Source organism: Massilia sp. Soil_C_3, assembly GCF_057657035.1.
Genome location: NZ_JBDGJG010000008.1, coordinates 316,751 through 333,695 on the forward strand (window position 1 = coordinate 316,751; position 16,945 = coordinate 333,695).

General features: G+C 67.2%; 18 protein-coding genes. 5 read left to right on the forward strand and 13 right to left on the reverse strand.

The window, feature by feature from the left end; translation table 11 throughout:
• Nucleotides 1-138: 138 nt before the first annotated feature.
• The gene (locus tag AC3A6F_RS18555) at nt 139-372 is read left to right on the forward strand and encodes a hypothetical protein (RefSeq protein ID WP_487683292.1); all 234 of its coding nucleotides are present in this window, start codon (nt 139-141) and stop codon (nt 370-372) included.
• Nucleotides 373-390: 18 nt separating this feature from the next.
• On the opposite strand, the gene AC3A6F_RS18560 is transcribed toward AC3A6F_RS18555, so the two are convergent.
• Nucleotides 391-747 (reverse strand): hypothetical protein, encoded by a 357-nt coding sequence (locus AC3A6F_RS18560; protein WP_487683294.1) that lies wholly within the window; start codon nt 745-747, stop codon nt 391-393.
• 144 nt (nt 748-891) lie between these two features.
• Between AC3A6F_RS18560 and AC3A6F_RS18565 the strand changes: the two genes are divergently transcribed.
• Nucleotides 892-1,854 carry an arsenic resistance protein gene (locus AC3A6F_RS18565; RefSeq protein ID WP_487683296.1) on the forward strand — a complete coding sequence of 321 codons (963 nt, stop codon included), beginning with the start codon at nt 892-894 and terminating at the stop codon, nt 1,852-1,854.
• Here AC3A6F_RS18565 and AC3A6F_RS18570 read toward each other — a convergent pair.
• Genes AC3A6F_RS18570 through ccoN form a run of 6 tightly spaced genes read right to left on the reverse strand, consistent with a single transcriptional unit; the run spans nt 1,851 to nt 7,036 of the window.
• A complete protein-coding gene (locus AC3A6F_RS18570) occupies nt 1,851-2,378 on the reverse strand; it encodes a FixH family protein (RefSeq protein WP_487683298.1) in 528 nt (175 codons plus the stop codon). The two genes, AC3A6F_RS18565 and AC3A6F_RS18570, sit on opposite strands and share 4 nt — an antisense overlap.
• A gap of 28 nt (nt 2,379-2,406) precedes the next feature.
• The gene (ccoG, locus tag AC3A6F_RS18575; RefSeq protein WP_487683300.1) at nt 2,407-3,816 is read right to left on the reverse strand and encodes a cytochrome c oxidase accessory protein CcoG; all 1,410 of its coding nucleotides are present in this window, start codon (nt 3,814-3,816) and stop codon (nt 2,407-2,409) included.
• Nucleotides 3,813-4,769 (reverse strand): cytochrome-c oxidase, cbb3-type subunit III, encoded by a 957-nt coding sequence (gene ccoP, locus AC3A6F_RS18580; RefSeq protein ID WP_487683302.1) that lies wholly within the window; start codon nt 4,767-4,769, stop codon nt 3,813-3,815. Before ccoP ends, ccoG begins: the two co-directional genes overlap by 4 nt.
• Nucleotide 4,770: 1 nt before the next feature.
• Complete coding sequence (locus tag AC3A6F_RS18585) at nt 4,771-4,941, reverse strand: cbb3-type cytochrome oxidase subunit 3 (protein ID WP_487683304.1); 171 nt, start codon at nt 4,939-4,941, stop codon at nt 4,771-4,773.
• Nucleotide 4,942: 1 nt separating this feature from the next.
• A complete protein-coding gene (gene ccoO / locus AC3A6F_RS18590) occupies nt 4,943-5,557 on the reverse strand; it encodes a cytochrome-c oxidase, cbb3-type subunit II (RefSeq protein WP_487683306.1) in 615 nt (204 codons plus the stop codon).
• 18 nt (nt 5,558-5,575) lie between these two features.
• Entirely contained in the window at nt 5,576-7,036 is a 1,461-nt protein-coding gene (gene ccoN, locus AC3A6F_RS18595) for a cytochrome-c oxidase, cbb3-type subunit I (protein ID WP_487683308.1), read from the reverse strand.
• Between the two features lie 256 nt (nt 7,037-7,292).
• On the opposite strand from ccoN, the gene AC3A6F_RS18600 reads away from it, so the two are divergent.
• Nucleotides 7,293-7,691, forward strand: coding sequence for a TraR/DksA family transcriptional regulator (locus AC3A6F_RS18600; RefSeq protein ID WP_487683310.1), 399 nt, complete (start codon nt 7,293-7,295; stop codon nt 7,689-7,691).
• 45 nt (nt 7,692-7,736) lie between these two features.
• On the opposite strand, the gene ccoS is transcribed toward AC3A6F_RS18600, so the two are convergent.
• The 5 genes from ccoS to AC3A6F_RS18625 all read right to left on the reverse strand — a co-directional run bounded on the left by ccoS (nt 7,737) and on the right by AC3A6F_RS18625 (nt 14,249).
• The gene (gene ccoS, locus AC3A6F_RS18605) at nt 7,737-7,880 is read right to left on the reverse strand and encodes a cbb3-type cytochrome oxidase assembly protein CcoS (protein ID WP_147934059.1); all 144 of its coding nucleotides are present in this window, start codon (nt 7,878-7,880) and stop codon (nt 7,737-7,739) included.
• 2 nt (nt 7,881-7,882) lie between these two features.
• Nucleotides 7,883-10,333, reverse strand: coding sequence for a heavy metal translocating P-type ATPase (locus AC3A6F_RS18610; protein WP_487683312.1), 2,451 nt, complete (start codon nt 10,331-10,333; stop codon nt 7,883-7,885).
• On the reverse strand, nt 10,330-11,097 hold the full coding sequence (locus AC3A6F_RS18615) for a sulfite exporter TauE/SafE family protein (RefSeq protein WP_487683314.1): 768 nt from the start codon (nt 11,095-11,097) through the stop codon (nt 10,330-10,332). The genes AC3A6F_RS18610 and AC3A6F_RS18615 overlap by 4 nt, the downstream gene beginning before the upstream one ends.
• Nucleotides 11,098-11,106: 9 nt before the next feature.
• Entirely contained in the window at nt 11,107-12,567 is a 1,461-nt protein-coding gene (hemN, locus tag AC3A6F_RS18620; RefSeq protein WP_487683316.1) for an oxygen-independent coproporphyrinogen III oxidase, read from the reverse strand.
• A 119-nt stretch (nt 12,568-12,686) separates the two neighbouring features.
• Nucleotides 12,687-14,249 (reverse strand): methyl-accepting chemotaxis protein, encoded by a 1,563-nt coding sequence (locus tag AC3A6F_RS18625; protein ID WP_487683318.1) that lies wholly within the window; start codon nt 14,247-14,249, stop codon nt 12,687-12,689.
• Between the two features lie 165 nt (nt 14,250-14,414).
• On the opposite strand from AC3A6F_RS18625, the gene AC3A6F_RS18630 reads away from it, so the two are divergent.
• Together AC3A6F_RS18630 and AC3A6F_RS18635 are read left to right on the forward strand one after the other, a co-directional pair.
• Nucleotides 14,415-15,638, forward strand: coding sequence for a metal-dependent hydrolase (locus AC3A6F_RS18630; RefSeq protein ID WP_487683320.1), 1,224 nt, complete (start codon nt 14,415-14,417; stop codon nt 15,636-15,638).
• Between the two features lie 98 nt (nt 15,639-15,736).
• The gene (locus AC3A6F_RS18635; protein WP_487683322.1) at nt 15,737-16,132 is read left to right on the forward strand and encodes an MAPEG family protein; all 396 of its coding nucleotides are present in this window, start codon (nt 15,737-15,739) and stop codon (nt 16,130-16,132) included.
• On the opposite strand, the gene AC3A6F_RS18640 is transcribed toward AC3A6F_RS18635, so the two are convergent.
• A complete protein-coding gene (locus AC3A6F_RS18640) occupies nt 16,129-16,932 on the reverse strand; it encodes an N-acetylmuramidase domain-containing protein (RefSeq protein WP_487683324.1) in 804 nt (267 codons plus the stop codon). The genes AC3A6F_RS18635 and AC3A6F_RS18640 overlap by 4 nt on opposite strands.
• Between the last annotated feature and the right edge of the window lie 13 nt (nt 16,933-16,945).

The following is a 16,945-nucleotide window of genomic DNA, read 5'->3' on the forward strand; positions in this document are numbered from 1 at the left end:
GCGGGTAGCAATTGCCGCCAAGGAATCTAACATGGAAGTAAACAGATCGACAACGCCGGTGTTGTCGGGCGGCGTACGTACGGCGCCGCAAGTCTGGTCGACCCGAGCTTCGTCGGCCAGCGCCTGGCTGCGGCCCGCATGGAGCCGCAGCGCATCCAGGTCGATATCGAGCACGCACGCAAGCGCGAACTCACGCGGGTGGAATTCCGGCTCGAAGACGGGGCATGGATCCATGCGTCGACAGAGAGCGTCGTTCCCATCGAGGTGCAAAAGGCGGCGTTCACGGCCGCCCTGCAAAAGATGAACGGGTCACCGGCGTGGACGCCGTTGCCGACCGATGGCACGATTGGCGTCAATCTGCCCAAACACTAATGCAATAGCGGGCCGACGTCAGCCTGACACGTGATCGACGTACGCGCGCGCCTCGGAAAGCATCCGGTCCTTGAGCTCGGTCTCGCCGCAGTAATACAGCACGGCCGCGCCAAGGCAGGTCAGCACCATCCACCCCAACAGCAGGCTGCCGACGCACACCACCGCGGCGCCGATCGCCAGCCTGATGGCAAAGGTGCGGCGCGTCATGCCGAACACCATGCGGCTGTATGGACGCTGGTGAAAGAACACCACGAACAGCAGCCAGTAGGGAATCGCATAGACGAAGTACAGCAGCGCGCCGATGCCGAGCGCAAAGCCGATGAAGGGCACGCGAAACGCCAGCATCCCGAGTACGCCGATCGTCAGCCAGTACAACAACAAGTTCCGGTACCGCACTTCCTCTCCCGCTGAATCGCATTGGACGGCATCTTACCTCACGACTACCTCGGGATACGCACGCTCCGTATAATGCCCGCTTGGCACCGCCGCCATCCTCCACGAAGAAAGCGACGACACCGCATGCAGCACATCAGGGACAAACTGGAAACCAATCAGATCGGGATCTATTTCGCGACAGTGGCGTTGGCAGCGCTGGCGGCCCTCGCGCTGCCGGGAACCACGGCACTGGAGTTCGCGGTCAACCCCGCCCTGGCCTTCATGCTGTTCGTGACGTTCCTGCAGGTGCCGCTGGCAGAACTGGGACGCGCCTTTACGCACACGCGCTTCCTGGGCGCGCTCCTGGTGACCAACTTCGCCGTGATCCCGCTGCTGGTCGCCGGCCTGCTGCCCTTCGTGCCAGGCGATCCGCTCATCCGCCTGGGTGTCTTGCTGGTGCTGCTGGCACCCTGCATCGACTACGTGGTCACGTTTTCCCACCTCGGCCGCGCCGATGCCCGCCTGCTGCTGGCGGCGACACCCGTCCTGCTGGTCGCGCAGATGCTGATGCTGCCGGTCTACCTGCGCATCCTGCTCGGCGACGATGCCGCCGGCCTTGTGCAGCCGGGCCCCTTCCTCGACGCCTTCGTGTGGCTGATCGCCGTGCCGCTGCTGCTGGCTGTCGGTGCGCAGATCTGGGCCGCACGCAATCCGGCCGGCGAGCGGGCGTCAACCGTGCTTGGCCTGCTGCCGGTGCCCGCCACGGCGCTGGTGCTGTTCATCGTGGTGGCCTCGGTGCTGCCGCAGCTCGGCCAGGCGCTCGATGCGGCGCTGCAGGTGGCGCCGGTCTATATCGCCTTCGCGCTGCTGGCCCCACTCGCCGGCTGGCTGGTGGCGCGCCTGTTCCGCCTGGCGCCGCCCGCAGGGCGTGCGGTCGCCTTCAGCGGCGCCACCCGCAACTCGCTGGTGGTGCTGCCGCTGGCGCTGGCAGTCCCGGGCGCGGTGCCGCTGCTGCCGGCGATCATCGTCATGCAGACGCTGGTCGAGCTGGTCGCGGAACTGGTCTATGTGCGCGCCATCGCGCGCCTGGGATCGCAGGCGGCCTAGCGGGCGTCGGCCTCGATCACGAGCTGCGCCTGCTTCGCCGGACTCCAGCTGCGCGCCAGCCGCCAGTCGCGCGCCGCGCCCTCCACCACCACCTGCCAGTGGGTCGGCTCGAGGATCGGCAGCGCGGCCGAAAAGCGCCCCTGGGCGTCGGGCAGCGCCTCCAGCTCCAGGTCGCGCTCCGGCAGGGTCGGATGCGCCAGGCGGATGTGGAAAGGCGCCACCACCGGCTGGCCGCCGCTGGCCAGGCGCCCGTTCAGGCGCCCCGCCTGCGCATCGTGGCTGGCCTCGAAATTGAGCGCCAGCTCGGCGGCGACGCGGTCGCGCCGCAGGTCCTGGTTGATGGCCTTTCCCTGCTTGTAATAGTCGGCCACCACCATCGCATCGGGCTGCTGCGCGCCGAGCCAGGCCGAGACGCCGGTGCCGATCATCACGGCCACCGGGCCGATCATCAGGAACCATGGCCAGCGGTGCTTGTACCAGGGCGCCGCGGCGTTTTGCGGGAAGTTGGGGTTGGTCGCTTGCATATCCTTCTCCTTGCTCATATCAGCTTGCTCACTTCGGCACGATGAAGGCCGCGCCCTCGTTCACGCCCAGGTCCGGATCGCTCAGCGAGCGCACCGTGAATTCGATCTTGTTCGATCCCGGCTTGCCGGCGCCCTGGTCGATGCGCACCCGCACCGGCACCGCGCGCGTGCTGGCGCCGTCCATCGCGATGGCGCCGTCGTCCACCACCACGGCCGAGGGAATGCCGCTCACACTCACCTGCAGCGTCTGGGGCGCTTCGCTCGTGTTCATCACCTGCAGCCGGTACACGTTCTCGATGCGGCCATCCTCGACTTCGCGCCCCATCGAGCCGCGGTCGCGGATCACGTCGAGCTTGAGCGGGTTGCGCAGCGCCAGCGAGGTGCCCATCGCCGCCACCAGCATCGCCAGCACCGCGCTGTAGACCAGCACGCGCGGGCGGAGCATGCGGCGCCGGATCTCGAGCGCGCCCAGCTTCTGCGCCAGCCCGTTCTCGGTCGCATAGCGGATCAGGCCGCGCGGTCGCTGGACCTTGTCCATCACGATATTGCAGGCGTCGACGCAGGCGGCGCAGCCGATGCACTCGTACTGCAGGCCCTGGCGGATGTCGATCCCGGTCGGGCATACCTGCACGCACAGGCTGCAGTCGATGCAGTCGCCGCTCTTGCCGGCGAGCGCCTGGGCTTCGCCCTTGCGCCGGCCGTTGCGCGGCTCGCCGCGTTCGACGTCGTAGGTGACGATCAGCGTATCCTTGTCGAACATCGCACTCTGGAAGCGCGCATACGGGCACATATACTTGCACACCTGCTCGCGCAGCCAGCCGGCGTTGCCGTAGGTGGCAAAGGCATAGAACAGGATCCAGAAGGTTTCCCACGGCCCCAGGCCGAAGGCCGCGATCTCGCCGCCCAGCGAACGGATCGGGGCGAAGTAGCCGACAAAAGTAAAGCCGGTCCACAATGCGACCGCGCCCCACGACAGGTGCTTGGCGCCGCGCTTGGCGACCTTCTCGGCATTCCACGGCTGGCGTGCAAGCCGTATCTGGCTGCTGCGCGAGCCCTCGATCTTGCGTTCGATCCAGAGGAAGATCTCGGTATAGACCGTCTGCGGGCAGGCGAAGCCGCACCACACGCGGCCCGCTACCGCCGTCACCAGGAACAGCCCATAGGCGCACACGATCAGCAGCGCCGCCAGGTAGATGAAGTCCTGCGGCCAGAACACCATGCCTGCCAGGTAAAACTTGCGGCTGGCCAGGTCGAACAGGACGGCCTGGCGGCCGTTCATGTTCAGCCATGGCAGGCCGTAGAACAGGATCTGCGTCAGCCAGACGCAGGCCCAGCGCAGCGTCGCATAGCGTCCCTTGATCTCGCGCGGAAAGATGTCTTCGCGCGCGGCGTACATGCGGACGACCGCTTCGCGCGGCGCTCCAGCGGGGTCTGTCATTTTGCCGCCGTCGCTTGCGTCGCATTAGCGGGCGCCGGCGCGCTCGGATTCGACAGGCTCCATACATAGGCCGCCAGCACATGGACCTTCTCTTCACCCAAAAAATCGCCGAAGGCCGGCATGGTGTTGGTGCGGCCCTTGCGGATCGTCTCCATCACGGTCTCGACGCTGCCGCCGTAGAGCCAGGTCTTGTCGGCCAGGTTCGGCGCGCCCAGCATCGTGTTGCCCTTGCCCTCGGCGCCGTGGCAGGCCACGCAGGTGGCGAACTTCGGCTTGCCGAAGGCGACCTTGATCGGATCGGCCGACAGGCTAGAGAGCGAGCGCACGTAGTGGGCCACGCTCTCGACATCCTTGTCCGAGCCCAGCGCCGCGCCCATCGGCGGCATCATGCCGGTGCGGCCGTTCATGATCGTGGTCTTGATGACGTCCGGCTCGCCGCCATGCAGCCAGTCGTTGTCGGCCAGGTTCGGGAAGCCCTTGGCCCCGCGCGCGTCCGAGCCGTGGCATTGCGAGCAGTAGGTCAGGAACAGGCGCTCGCCGATCGCGTGGGCCTGCGGGTCGGCCGCCACCGCCTTCAGGTCGAGCTTCTTGTACTGCTCGAACAGCGGACCGTATTCGGCCTTCGCCTGTTTCAGCTCGGCCTGGTACTCGCTGACCTGGTCCCATTTCAATGTGCCGCGCCAGGCACCCAGGCCCGGATACAGCACCAGGTAGCCGGCGGCGAACAGGATCGACAGCCAGAACAGGATGATCCACCAGCGCGGCATCGGCGTGTTCAGTTCCGTGAGGTCTTCGTCCCATACGTGGCCGGTGGTCTGCTGCGGCTTGCCGTCGGCATCGAGCTTGACCTTGAACTTGGACTGCGACCAGAGCAGGATGCCGCAGCCGGCGATCGACAGGATCGTGATCACCGCGACGTAGTAATGCCAGAAATCGTTGAAGAAGTCGGCCATATCAGTTCTCTCCGTCTTCAATGGCGCCGTCGGCGAACGGCAGCCGCGCCGCCGCGTCGAAGTCGCTGCCCTTGTGCAGCAGGTAGGTCCAGCCCACGATGCCCATGAAGGTCGCGAAGCTGATGACGGTCATGACGCTGCTGGCGTCGTCGAATATCTGTTGGAGTGCCATCTCAGTTCCTTGTCTTGATCTGGGTGCCCAGCCCCTGCAGGTAGGCGACCAGCGCGTCCTGCTCGGTCTTGTCGACCAGGTCTTGCGGCGCGAGCGCGATCTCTTCGTCGGTGTAGGGCACGCCGACGCGCTTCAACGCGCGCATCTTCGGCATGATCTCGCCCGGGATCAGCTTCGTTCTGGCCAGCCATGGATAACCCGGCATGTTCGACTCGGGCACCACGTCGCGCGGATTGTCGAGGTGGGTGCGGTGCCATTCGTCGCTGTAGCGGCCACCGACGCGCGCCAGGTCGGGGCCGGTGCGCTTGGAGCCCCACTGGAACGGGTGTTCGTAGGCCGATTCGCCGGCCACCGAGTAGTGGCCATAGCGCTCGGTCTCGGCGCGGAACGGCCGGATCATCTGCGAGTGGCAGCCGTAGCAGCCCTCGCGGATGTAGACGTCGCGGCCGGCCAGGCGCAGCGGCGAGTAGGGTTTCAGGCCGGCGACCGGTTCGGTGGTCGACTTCTGGAAGAACAGCGGCACGATCTCGACCAGGCCGCCGAAGGAGATGACCAGCAGGACGAGGCCGATCAGCAGCCAGACATTCTTCTCGATCCACTCATGGGTGAATTTCATTGCAAACTCCTGGTTTCTTTAGGCTGGGACGACGTGCTCGGCGTCAATCACGCCGCGCGGATTCTTCGGCCCGACCGGGATCGGGACGTCGACGCTCCTGGTGCCGCGCATCGTCATCCAGGTATTCCATGCCATCAGCACCATGCCGGTGAGGTACAGCGCGCCGCCGGTGACGCGAATCACGTAGTAGGGATACGTCGCCTTGACGCTCTCGGCGAAGGTATAGGTCAGGGTGCCGTCGGCATTCACCGCGCGCCACATCAGGCCCTGCATCACGCCGGCGATCCACATCGAGGCGATGTAGAGGACGACGCCGATGGTCGCCACCCAAAAGTGGGTCTCGACCATGGCGACGCTGTGCATCTGTTTTTTACCGGCGACGCGCGGGATGATGTAGTAGATCGAGCCCATCGTGATGAAGCCGACCCAGCCCAGGGCGCCGGCGTGGACGTGTGCGACGGTCCAGTCGGTGTAGTGCGACAGCGCGTTGATGGTCTTGATCGACATCATCGGGCCCTCGAAGGTGGCCATGCCGTAGAACGACAGCGAGACGATCATGAATTTGAGCAGCGGGTCGGAGCGCAGCTTGTGCCAGGCGCCCGACAGGGTCATGATCCCGTTGATCATGCCGCCCCACGATGGCGCCAGCAGGATGATCGAGAACACCATGCCCAGCGATTGCGTCCAGTCGGGCAGCGCGGTGTAGTGCAGGTGGTGCGGACCGGCCCACATATAGGTGAAGATCAGCGCCCAGAAGTGCACGATCGACAGGCGGTATGAGTACACCGGACGCTCGGCCTGCTTCGGAATGAAGTAATAGACCATGCCCAGGTAGCCGGCGGTGAGGATGAAGCCGACCGCGTTATGGCCGTACCACCACTGGATCATGGCGTCCTGCACGCCCGAGTACACCGAGTACGATTTCATCAGCGAGGCCGGCGAGGTCATGCCGTTGACGATGTGCAGGATGGCGACCGCCAGGATGAAGGCGCCGAAGAACCAGTTGGCGACGTAGATGTGCTTGACCTTGCGCTTGACGATGGTGCCGAAGAACACCACGGCGTAGGCGACCCACACGATGGCGATCAGGATCGAGATCGGCCATTCGAGTTCGGCGTACTCCTTGCCGCGCGTGAAGCCCATCGGCAGCGTGACCGCGGCGCACAGCAGGACCGCCTGCCAGCCCCAGAAGGTGAACGCGGCCAGCGTGTCCGAGAACAGGCGGACCTGGCAGGTGCGCTGCACCACGTAGTACGAAGTGGCGAACAGGCCGCAGATGCCGAAGGCGAAAATGACCGCGTTGGTGTGCAGCGGACGCAGGCGTCCGTAGCTGAGCCATGGGATATCGAAGTTAAGCGCGGGCCAGGCCAGCTGGGCCGCGATGAACACCCCTGCCGCCATGCCGATCACGCCCCATACCACGGTCGCAATGGCAAACTGGCGCACGATCTTGTAGTTATAGTTTAGACTGCTGTCCAAGATGCTCTCCTGAAATGACACGATTGAGTGACAGTCAGGAGTGTGCTTTTAGGGACTTTAAAAATCCTTGATGTGTATCAAAATGTTCCTTGATGGATAGAGTATGAGGAACGTATGTTGTGGCGCTATTGCGCCCTCAGCTGCGACGCTTTCTTCCACGATTCCACGGGCATCGTTTTGAGATGAATCAAGTCCAAAACTAGACGGCCCGCCATAGTCCGGGGGGCTTTTCCTCACTCACCAATAAGGAATCGCTATGCCGCCTCTTTCCCAATCCGTTCACGAAGAAATGTCCAAGCGCCTGAACGCGGCGCGTGAAGACCTGCTCGGCGCCGTCCGTGCGCGCACCACGGCCGACGAGGGCGATGCCCCGCCGATCGGCCCGCTCGCGCATGAAGCGCAGGGCGATGACCGCAATACCGCCGAAATGATCGGCCACGACGAAGTCCACCTGGCCGAACACGATGCCAACACGCTGCACGAGATCGACGTCGCCCTCGGCAAGCTGGAGGCCGGCGGCGCCGGCATCTGCGAATCGTGCGGCCGCGAGATCCCCGACGCGCGCCTGCTGGCCACGCCGACGGTACGCACCTGCATCGAATGCCAGGACCGCATCGAGAAGGAAACCCACACCGGACGCGGACCGACGATGTAATCCATCGTCGTGGCGCTCGTGGGGTCGGCGGCTTCGCCGCCGACCCTATCTGTCATCGTCCTGCAAGACGCGATACGCCGGCCCTTCCAGATCGTCGAACTGCCCGCTCTCGGCCGCCCCGAAGAATACCCACAAGGCCACGCCCACCACCACTACGCTGAGCGGCACCAGCAAATACAAGGCTTCCATCGCTAATCCTTTCGCAAGCGCAGCGCATTGAGCACGACCACGGCCGAACTGGCCGCCATGCCGATCCCCGCAAGCCACGGATTCAACAAGCCCGTCGCCGCCGCCGGAATCGCCGCCACGTTGTAGACCGTGGCCCAGGTCAGGTTCTGGCGGATCACCGCCAGGGTGCGGCGCGCCGTGTCGAGCGTGTCGGCCAGCGGCGACAGGCTGTCACCCATCAGCACGCCGTCGGCGTGCAACTGCGCCAGCTCGGCCCCGCGGCCCATCGCGAACGAGACGTCGGCCCCGCGCAGCACCGCCGCGTCGTTGATGCCGTCGCCGACCATCGCCACGATCGCGCCGTCCTGCTGCAGGCGCCGCACATAGGCCAGCTTTTCCTGCGGCAGCTTGCCGCCGATGGCAGTCGAGATGCCAAGGCTGGCCGCCACGGCCTGCGCCGCGTGCTGCTCGTCGCCGCTGAGCAGGATCACGGTCTTGCCGCTGTCGCGGATGCGGCGCACCACGTCCGCGGCATCGGCCCGCAGGCCGTCGGCCAGGTCGAAGCGCGCCAGCCAGCCTTCGCTGTTGCCGAGCCAGACCGAGGTGGTGCCCACCGGCGCCGCCGCGCGCGCCACGCCGCCGGCCACGCCGGCGACCCAGGCGGCGCTGCCCAGGCGGTAGTAACGTCCATCGAGCCAGCCCTCGACGCCCTGCCCGACCGTGAACTGCGTGCGTTCGGCGCGGGCCGATTCGCCCGGCGATCCGATGATTGCCTCACGGATCCCCAGCGCCAGCGGATGCGGATTGTCGGCCTCCAGCGCGGCGGCGATACGCAAGCAGTCGAAGCCGGGCAGGCTGCCCACCGCCAGGGTCTGGCGCAGCACCGGGCGGCCATGGGTGAGCGTGCCGGTCTTGTCGAACACCACGTGGGTGGCGCGGTCGAAGGTTTCCAGCGTGTGCGGCTGCACCGACAGCACGCCGCGCCGCAACAGGCGGTCGGTGGCGGCGGCCAGCGCGGTCGGCGTGGCCAGCGACAGCGCGCACGGACACGATACCACCAGCACCGCGATCGCCACCTGCCAGGCCCGGCTCGGGTCGACCTGCAGCCAGGCGAAATAGGCCAGCACGGTCAGCACCAGCAGGCCGAACACGAACCAGGCGGCCACCCGATCGGCCCACAAGGCCAGCGCCGGTTTGCCCTGTCCCGCGCGTTCGACCAGCCGCACCAGCATCGAAAGCAGGCTGTCGTTGGCGGTCGAGGTCACGCGCAATACGATGGCGTCGGCCACATTGACCGCGCCGCCCGGCACCAGGTCGCCCACGCCGCGGCGCTGGGTGCGGCTTTCGCCGGTCAGGAGCGCCAGGTCGACGTCGGTCTCGCCTTCGACGATCATGCCGTCGGCCGGCGCTGCCTGGCCGGCGCGCACCATCACCAGGTCTCCTACCCGCAGGCTGCCGGCCGTCACCAGCTCAGTGTCGCGCAAGCGCGGGTCGCCGCGCAGGCGCAGCGCCGACGGCGGCAAGCCCTGCTGCAGGCGCTCTAGTGCGCCGGCCGCCTTGCGGCGCGCGCCCAGTTCGAGGTAGCGGCTGCCCAGCAGCAGGAATACGAACATGGTCACCGAATCGAAGTACACGTCGCCCTGCCCGGACACCAGCGCCTGCAGGCTGCCGGCAAAAGCGGCGCCGATCCCGAGCGCGACCGGCACGTCCATGCCCGGCACGCCGCGCCGCAGGTCGCGCATGGCGCCTTTGATGAACGGCTGGGCCGAATACAGCACCGCCGGCAGGGTCAGGAAGAACGAGGCCCAGTGCATCAGCGCCGTCATCGTGGCGTCCATCGTGCCCTCGTCGGCCATGTACACCGGCACCGCATACATCATCACCTGCATCATCGACAGGCCGGCCACGAACAGCTGGCGGAACAGCTTCTTGCGCGCGCGCTCTAGCTGCTCGCCGTGACGCCGCGCATCGTAGGGATAGGCGGTGTAGCCGATCGCGCGCAGGGTGCGCAAAATGCTGCTCGGACGACAGCCGGACGGATCCCAGCGCACGAACAGGCGCTCGGTGGCCACGTTCAGGCTGACGTCGAGCACCCCGGGCAGGCCTTGCAGGCGGCGCTCGATCAGCCACACGCAGGCAGCGCAGCGGATGCCCTCCACCGTGAAGCTGGCCGAGCCATCGAAATCGCCGTCGTCGACCAGGTCGAGCTCGGGCGCAGTGGCGGCCTCGAGGTCGGCCTGCGCGGCATAGGCGGTGCGGGTCGCGTAGTAGTCGGCGAAGCCGCCATCGACGATGGCCTGGGCCGCCGCCGCGCAGCCGGGACAGCACATGCGCTGCACGTTGCCGTCGATCGTGGCCTGCCAGGCGCTGTCGTGCGGCACCGGCAGGCCACAGTGGAAGCACCCGGCCAAGACCGTGCGCGCCGCAGTCGCGCCGGCCGCGTCGCGTACCGCTTCCTTGAGGACGGCGCTCATGCCGGGCCCCCAAGGCACAGCTCGTGCATCCAGCCGGCCGGCAGGCCCCCGGCGGCGCGCGCCAGGCCGAGGATGCCGAAGGCCAGGATCGCCAGAGCGCAGCACAGGCGCACCGTCCGCCGCGCCATCAACGCGCGCAGCCGCCCGCCCGCCAGGCCGAGGGCGGCGAGCATCGGCAGCGTGCCCAGGCCGAACGCCAGCATCACGCCGGCGCCTCCCAGCGCCGAGCCGCTCAGCATGGCCGTCACCAGCACGCTGTACACCATCCCGCACGGCAGCCAGCCCCACAGGGCGCCGAGCGCGAACATGCGAGCGCCGCCAGCCCTGGCGCCGTTCGCCCTCCGCAGCAGCGGCGCGAGATGGCGCCACAATGCCTGGCCGGCCTGCTCGACGCGGGCCAGGCCGCGCCAGGCGTCCATCAGGAACAGCCCCAGCGCCACCAGCATCAGGTTCGCGGCCCAATAAAAGCCGGCCTGCAGGGCCGGCAATGAGGCCAGCGAAGCCGCGCTGCCGGCCAATCCCCCGGCCAGTGCGCCGGCCGTCATATAGCTGGCGATGCGCCCGGCGTTATAGGCGCCGATCCAGGTAAGCGACGCGCTCGCGGTGCTGCTGCGCACCGGCACCGGGAAGGCCGGCTCCCGCAAGGCCGCCGCACGCGGGCGCGGCAGCGACAGCGCGCCGACGATTCCGCCGCACATGCCGGCGCAATGCACGCTGCCGGCCAGGCCGACCAGAAACACCGGAAACAGGCTGACGCCGCTCATGGATCGCCCCTAGACGGTTTGCGAGTGGCGCGGTCCCTCGCCCGGCCGGGCGAGATAGCGATCGAACACCATGCACACGTTGCGGATCAACAGGCGGCCCTTCATCGTGACGGTCAGCCATTCCGGCCCCACCCGCACCAGGCCGTCGTCCTGCATCTTGCTAAGCAGCGCCAGCTCGGCGGCGAAGTGCTGGTCGAAGGCGATCGGGAAAGCCTGCTCGATGGCCGGGATCGATAGTTCGAACTGGCACATCAGCTTCTGGATGATGGCGCGGCGCAGCGCGTCGTCCATCGACAGGCGGATGCCGCGCTGCACCGGCAATTCGTTCTGATCGATCAGGTCGTAGTATTCGTCGAGCGTCTTGACGTTCTGGCTGTAGGTGGCGCCGACCGCGCCGATGCTCGACACCCCGCAGGCCACCAGGTCGGCATCGGCATGGGTCGAATAGCCCTGGAAGTTGCGGTGCAGGCGGCCCTGGCGCTGGGCCACGGCCAGGTCGTCGTCCGGCTTGGCGAAATGGTCCATACCGATGTACACATAGCCGGCCGCGCCGAGGCGCTCGATGCACAGCTGGAGCATCTTGAGCTTGGTGTCGCTGTCCGGCATGTCCGCATTCAGGATGCGCCGCTGCGGCTTGAACAGGTGCGGCATGTGGGCGTAGTGGTAGACCGAGATGCGGTCCGGGCTGGCCTTGATCACCTTGTCCAGGGTTTGCGTCATGCTGTCCAGCGTCTGCTTCGGCAGGCCGTAGATCAGGTCGATGCTCACCGAACGAAAGCCCGCGGCGCGCGCGGCGTCGATGATGGCCACCGTCTCGGCCTCGGGCTGGACCCGGTTGACCGCCTTCTGCACGTCGGGATCGAAATCCTGTACGCCCAGGCTGATCCGGTTGAAACCCTGACGCCGCAGGCTGTGCACCCGTTCGGTCGAGACGGTGCGCGGGTCGACCTCGATCGAATATTCACCGCGTTCGTCGGGTGCGAAGCGAAAGCACCGTGCCAGGTGCGCCATCAGCTCGCCCATCTGCTCGTCCGACAGGTAAGTGGGGGTGCCGCCGCCGAAGTGCAGCTGTTCGACCTCGTTCATGCCGGCGAACAGCAGTCCCTGCATCTCGACTTCGCGCTTCAGGTAGGACAGGTAAGTCGCCGCCTTGTCGCGGCGCTTGGTGACGATCTTGTTGCAGGCGCAGTAATAGCAGACGCTCTCGCAGAACGGGATGTGCAGGTACAGCGACAGCGGACGCTTGCCGCGGGTGCGCACGCTGGCCACCGCGTGCAGGTAGTCGCGGTAGCCGAAGTCGGGGCTGAAGCGATCGGCCGTCGGGTAGGAAGTATAACGGGGGCCTGACTTGCCGAGCCGGGCCAGCAGGTCGCCATCGAATTCGACGACCGGATGGAGCACGATGGCGGATTGGGACGGGGATTGGGTGGGGGCCGGCGCGGGGGACGCCGCTTGCACTTCTGCGAACATGACTGAGGTACTCCAGCTGCTGGCCACTTTGCGGAAATGCAAAGTGGCACGATTAGCTGTCAGTTTATTGATCTGCTTCACGCAAATCCTTGACATGCATCAAATATGGACGAGTTGCCCTAGCCGCGCTGCGTGAACTTGAACACCGACAAAGCCAGCGACAGGCGTGCCGCCTCATCGGCCACGCTGCCCGACGACACGGCCGATTCCTCGACCTGGGCGGCGTTCTGCCGCGTGATCGCGTCCAGTTCGTTCATGGCCGCGTTGACGCCCAGGATGTCCTGGGCCTGTTCGCGGCTGGCGGCAGTGATCGCGCTCATGATCGCTGCCGCCTCGGCCACCTGGTCGACCACCGCGCGCATGGTCTGGCCGGCCTGGCCGACCAGTTCGGCCCCCTCGCCCACGTGGCCGCTGGAGACATCGATCAGTCCCTTGATCTCCTTGGCGGCGCCGGCGGTGCGCTGGGCCAGGCTGCGCACCTCGCCGGCCACGACGGCGAAGCCGCGTCCCTGCTCGCCGGCCCTGGCGGCCTCCACCGCCGCGTTCAGCGCCAGCAGATTGGTCTGGAAGGCGATGCCGTCGATCAGGCCGATGATGTCGCCGATGCGATTGGCCGAACCGCTGATCCGGTCCATGGTCTGGCCGACACGTTCGACGGCCTGGCCACCCTGGCCGGCCACCGTGGTAGCGGCCAGCACCATGCCGTCGGCCCGCACCGCGCTGTCGGTATTACGGCCAGCCGCACGCGCGATATTACCCAGGCTGCTCGCGGTCTGCTCCAGGCTGGCGGCCTGGGCTTCGGTACGGCTGGCCAGGTCGGCATTGCCGGCGGCGATCGCGCGGGTGGCGAGTTCAATCGAGCTGACGTTGTCGCGCACGTCGCCCATGATGGCGGTGAGATTGATGTTCAGCTGGCGCAGCGCCAGCTGCAGTCGGCCGATTTCCCCGCCGCCAGGCGCCGGCACAGGGCGCGCCAGGTCGCCGCCGGCCAGCGCGTAGACGGTCGCGACGGCATCCTGCAACGGCCGCGCGATGCTGCGGTTCAGATCATACCAGACCGCCAGCGTAGCCAGCACGCCGGCGCCGGCCAGCATGCGCCAGCCCAGGCCATCGGCGGCGGCCCCGAGCGCGGCCAGCAGCAGGGCCTGCGCACCCATCATCCAGCCCAGGCGCTGGCGCAGCGGCAGCTCGCGCAGGGCGGCCAGGGCATTCAGGCGCCGGCGCCAGCCGGTGCGCACCACCTGGCCGCGCACGATGCCCAGGCCACGCGCCTGGCCTGCGCGGATCTGGCGGTAAAGCCGGTCGGCCTGCTCGACCTGGGCGCGGGTGGGCGCGGTGCGCACCGACATATAGCCGGTCACGCGGCCACGCTCCTGGATCGGCACCACGTTGGCCACCACCCAGTAAAAGTCGCCGTTCTTGCGGCGGTTCTTGACCAGGCCGGTCCAGGGTTCGCCCGCCTGCAGGGTCGTCCACAGGTCGGCGAAGGCTTCAGGCGGCATGTCGGGATGGCGCACCATATTGTGGGCCTTGCCCAGCAGCTCGCCCTCGCTGAAACCGCTGACGTCGACGAAGCTCGGATTGACGTAGGTGATACGGCCCTTGGTATCGGTCTTCGAGACGATCGATTGTCCCGGCTGCATGACGTATTCGGTTCCGGTGACTGGCTGGTTATTGCGCACTCTGCTCGCTCCTTATTGCTTTTGAGAAATATAGTTTCTTGCATTCTAGCGACGAGCAAATGCGAAAAATATGACCTGCATCAAAAATGCGATGGTCCACCGTGTTATGTAACCAAGAGATTCTTGATTTGGTTCAATGTCTTGCTTTCACGGTAAACTTGTGGGATGGACAATCTCACTCACTCCCTGGTGGGCCTGGCGCTGGGCGAACTCGCCAACCGCGCCCTGCCCGCCCATCCCGATCCCCTTAAAGCGCGCACGCGCCGCCGCGTCCTGCTCGCCACCGGCGCGCTGGCCAGCAACTTCCCCGACCTGGACCTGGTGCTCACGCCCTTGCTGGCGCCACCGCTCGGCTATCTGCTGCACCACCGCGGCCATACGCACACGCTGCTGTATGCCCTGCCCCAGATCGCGCTGCTGCTCGGCCTGCTCTGGCTGTTGTGGCCGGGGGCGCGGCGCCTGATGCGCGAGGACCGCCCGGCGCGCCGCGCGGTGCTGGCCACTGCCGCCGTCGGCATGGTGCTGCACCTGTCGCTCGACTTCCTGAACGTGTATGGCGTGCACCCATTCCACCCGCTCGATTCGCGCTGGCTGTATGGCGACATGGTGTTCATCATCGAGCCCGTGTTCTGGACCGCGCTCGGGGTCGCGCTGGCATTGCTGGTGCCGAACCGGATTTTGCGCTGGCTGTTCGCGGCCCTGATCCTGGGCGCGCCTGTCGCGTTTACCTGTCTGGGCTTACTGCAGTGGGGTTCGCTGGCCGGGCTGCTGATCGTGGCTTGTGTCGTGGCGGTGATGGCGCGCCGTGGCGGATCGGCCGGCCTGGTGACCGCGATCGTGGCCTGCCTGGGCTTCATCGCGGTGCAGGGCGCGGCCGGCCACCTCGCACGCGAGCAGATCCGCTCGGCCCTGGCCCAGCTCGAGCCGGGCAGCCGTATCCTCGACATGCCGCTGTCGGCCTTCCCCTCGAATCCCCTGTGCTGGTCGTTCGCGGCCATCACCGACAATGGCGGCGCCGGCAGCTATGCGGTGCGCATCGGCGCGCTGAGTCTGGCGCCCGGCGTGAGCGACGTCGCCGCCTGCCCGGCGCGCTTCGGCGGCGAGCCGGGGGCCGCCGGGCCTGCCAGCACGCTGTCGTGGAAGTACAAGGAAGACGGCAGCCTGGCCGGCCTGCGCGCGCTACAGCGGGACAACTGCCACTTCGACGGCTGGCTGCGCTTCGCGCGCGTGCCTTCTCTCATCGACGGCAAGGCCACCGACATCCGCTTCAGCGCGCCGGGGGTCGATAATTTCTCGACCCTGCCGTATGCGGAGATGGCGGACCGGCCCTGCCCGGCGCCCGTGCCGCAGTGGGAGCGGCCGCGCCAGGATCTGCTGGATGGGCGATGAACAGCATGCGCCAGAAGTAGATCCTAAAGCAGAGCCGGATTTCACGCCCGGTAACGTATGATCGAACGCAACCGTCCCCAGACCGAACAGGAGGATTGATGACTACCGAACGTACCCTGCTGGCCTGGACCCTGGTGCTGGCCCTGGTCCAGATCCTGCTGCCTTCCACGCTACGTACCCAGGAGACGGGCGCGCAATACAATATGAGCGCACGCGATGGCGCCGCGCCGCCGCCGCGCCCGGTGACGGCGCGCCTGCAGCGGGCGCAGGCCAATCTGTTCGAGACCCTCCCGCTGTTCGCGGCGGCGGTGCTGATCGCCCATGTCTCGGGCACGCACGGCGCCTTGCCCTTGTGGGGTTGCTGGCTCTACCTGCTGGCGCGCATCGTCTACGTGCCGCTGTACGCGGCCGGCATCCCGGTGCTGCGCACGCTGGTGTGGTTGGTGTCGGTGGCCGGCCTGGTGCTGATCCTGATTGCGCTGCTGGCGGGCTAGCCAGGTCGGGTGGCATTGGCGCCGCCGTTGGCGACGGCCAGGCGCAGCTGCTCCAGCGTGGCGTCGTCCGGCTCGGCCGTGACTGCCAGCCCCCGCGCCTTCTGGAAGTCGATCACGGCCATCTCGGTACCCTGCCCCAGGATGCCGTCGATGCCGCGTGGCCGGTAGCCGAGATAGGTCAGCCAGGCTTGCGCCATGCGCACCGTGATGCTCGGTGTCCCCTTGAGCTCATACAGGTCGTGGAAGTGCGCGAGCCTGCGGTCGTAGCCATGCCTGGCATAGGCCGCACCGTTATAGAAAAAAGCCACGCGGTTCCATTTCTTTTGCGCGAACGCCTGGCGCAAGGGGGGATTGGCGTTAATGAAGCGCTGCGCGGCCGCCAGCTGTTCGTCTTCGTCCTCGCAGAAGCGCGCCACCATCTCCTCGGTGCTGGGGTAACCGAGATGGGTCGCGTGGTAGCCCATGACCTGTCCGAGCCCCCACGAGGCGCTGTCGAACGCGGCCAGGCGGTCCATCCGCATGGCCCGCTCCAGGCGTGCATATTCGGCGCCGCCGCCGAGGTGGCCGCCCACCGTCGTTGCGCTGATCTCGGCATGCGCATCGTGCCTGCCGCCGGTGCGCCGGTGGAACACATGGCGTTCGAACAGGATCTTCGGCCGCCGGTCCGGCAGGAAGCCGAAGCCGCTGGTCTCCACCGCAATCAGGGCCCAGAGCGACGCGGCGTCGGCCTCGAGCGACTGCTTCGCCCGTTCGAACCCGGTGCTCGACAGCGGCGCCGCGCCGCCTTGAAATGCGGTCATGATCGTCTCCCAG

Excerpts from the sequence above, each read along its gene's own strand:
- AC3A6F_RS18555 (WP_487683292.1), top strand. The coding sequence starts at position 139 with ATGGAGCCGCAGCGCATCCAGGTCGATATCGAGCACGCACGCAAGCGC.
- AC3A6F_RS18565 (WP_487683296.1), top strand. The coding sequence starts at position 892 with ATGCAGCACATCAGGGACAAACTGGAAACCAATCAGATCGGGATCTAT.
- AC3A6F_RS18570 (WP_487683298.1), bottom strand. The coding sequence starts at position 2,378 with ATGCAAGCGACCAACCCCAACTTCCCGCAAAACGCCGCGGCGCCCTGG.
- ccoG (WP_487683300.1), bottom strand. The coding sequence starts at position 3,816 with ATGACAGACCCCGCTGGAGCGCCGCGCGAAGCGGTCGTCCGCATGTAC.
- ccoP (WP_487683302.1), bottom strand. The coding sequence starts at position 4,769 with ATGGCCGACTTCTTCAACGATTTCTGGCATTACTACGTCGCGGTGATC.
- AC3A6F_RS18585 (WP_487683304.1), bottom strand. The coding sequence starts at position 4,941 with ATGGCACTCCAACAGATATTCGACGACGCCAGCAGCGTCATGACCGTC.
- ccoO (WP_487683306.1), bottom strand. The coding sequence starts at position 5,557 with ATGAAATTCACCCATGAGTGGATCGAGAAGAATGTCTGGCTGCTGATC.
- AC3A6F_RS18600 (WP_487683310.1), top strand. The coding sequence starts at position 7,293 with ATGCCGCCTCTTTCCCAATCCGTTCACGAAGAAATGTCCAAGCGCCTG.
- ccoS (WP_147934059.1), bottom strand. The coding sequence starts at position 7,880 with ATGGAAGCCTTGTATTTGCTGGTGCCGCTCAGCGTAGTGGTGGTGGGC.
- AC3A6F_RS18610 (WP_487683312.1), bottom strand. The coding sequence starts at position 10,333 with ATGAGCGCCGTCCTCAAGGAAGCGGTACGCGACGCGGCCGGCGCGACT.
- AC3A6F_RS18615 (WP_487683314.1), bottom strand. The coding sequence starts at position 11,097 with ATGAGCGGCGTCAGCCTGTTTCCGGTGTTTCTGGTCGGCCTGGCCGGC.
- hemN (WP_487683316.1), bottom strand. The coding sequence starts at position 12,567 with ATGTTCGCAGAAGTGCAAGCGGCGTCCCCCGCGCCGGCCCCCACCCAA.
- AC3A6F_RS18630 (WP_487683320.1), top strand. The coding sequence starts at position 14,415 with ATGGACAATCTCACTCACTCCCTGGTGGGCCTGGCGCTGGGCGAACTC.
- AC3A6F_RS18635 (WP_487683322.1), top strand. The coding sequence starts at position 15,737 with ATGACTACCGAACGTACCCTGCTGGCCTGGACCCTGGTGCTGGCCCTG.
- AC3A6F_RS18640 (WP_487683324.1), bottom strand. The coding sequence starts at position 16,932 with ATGACCGCATTTCAAGGCGGCGCGGCGCCGCTGTCGAGCACCGGGTTC.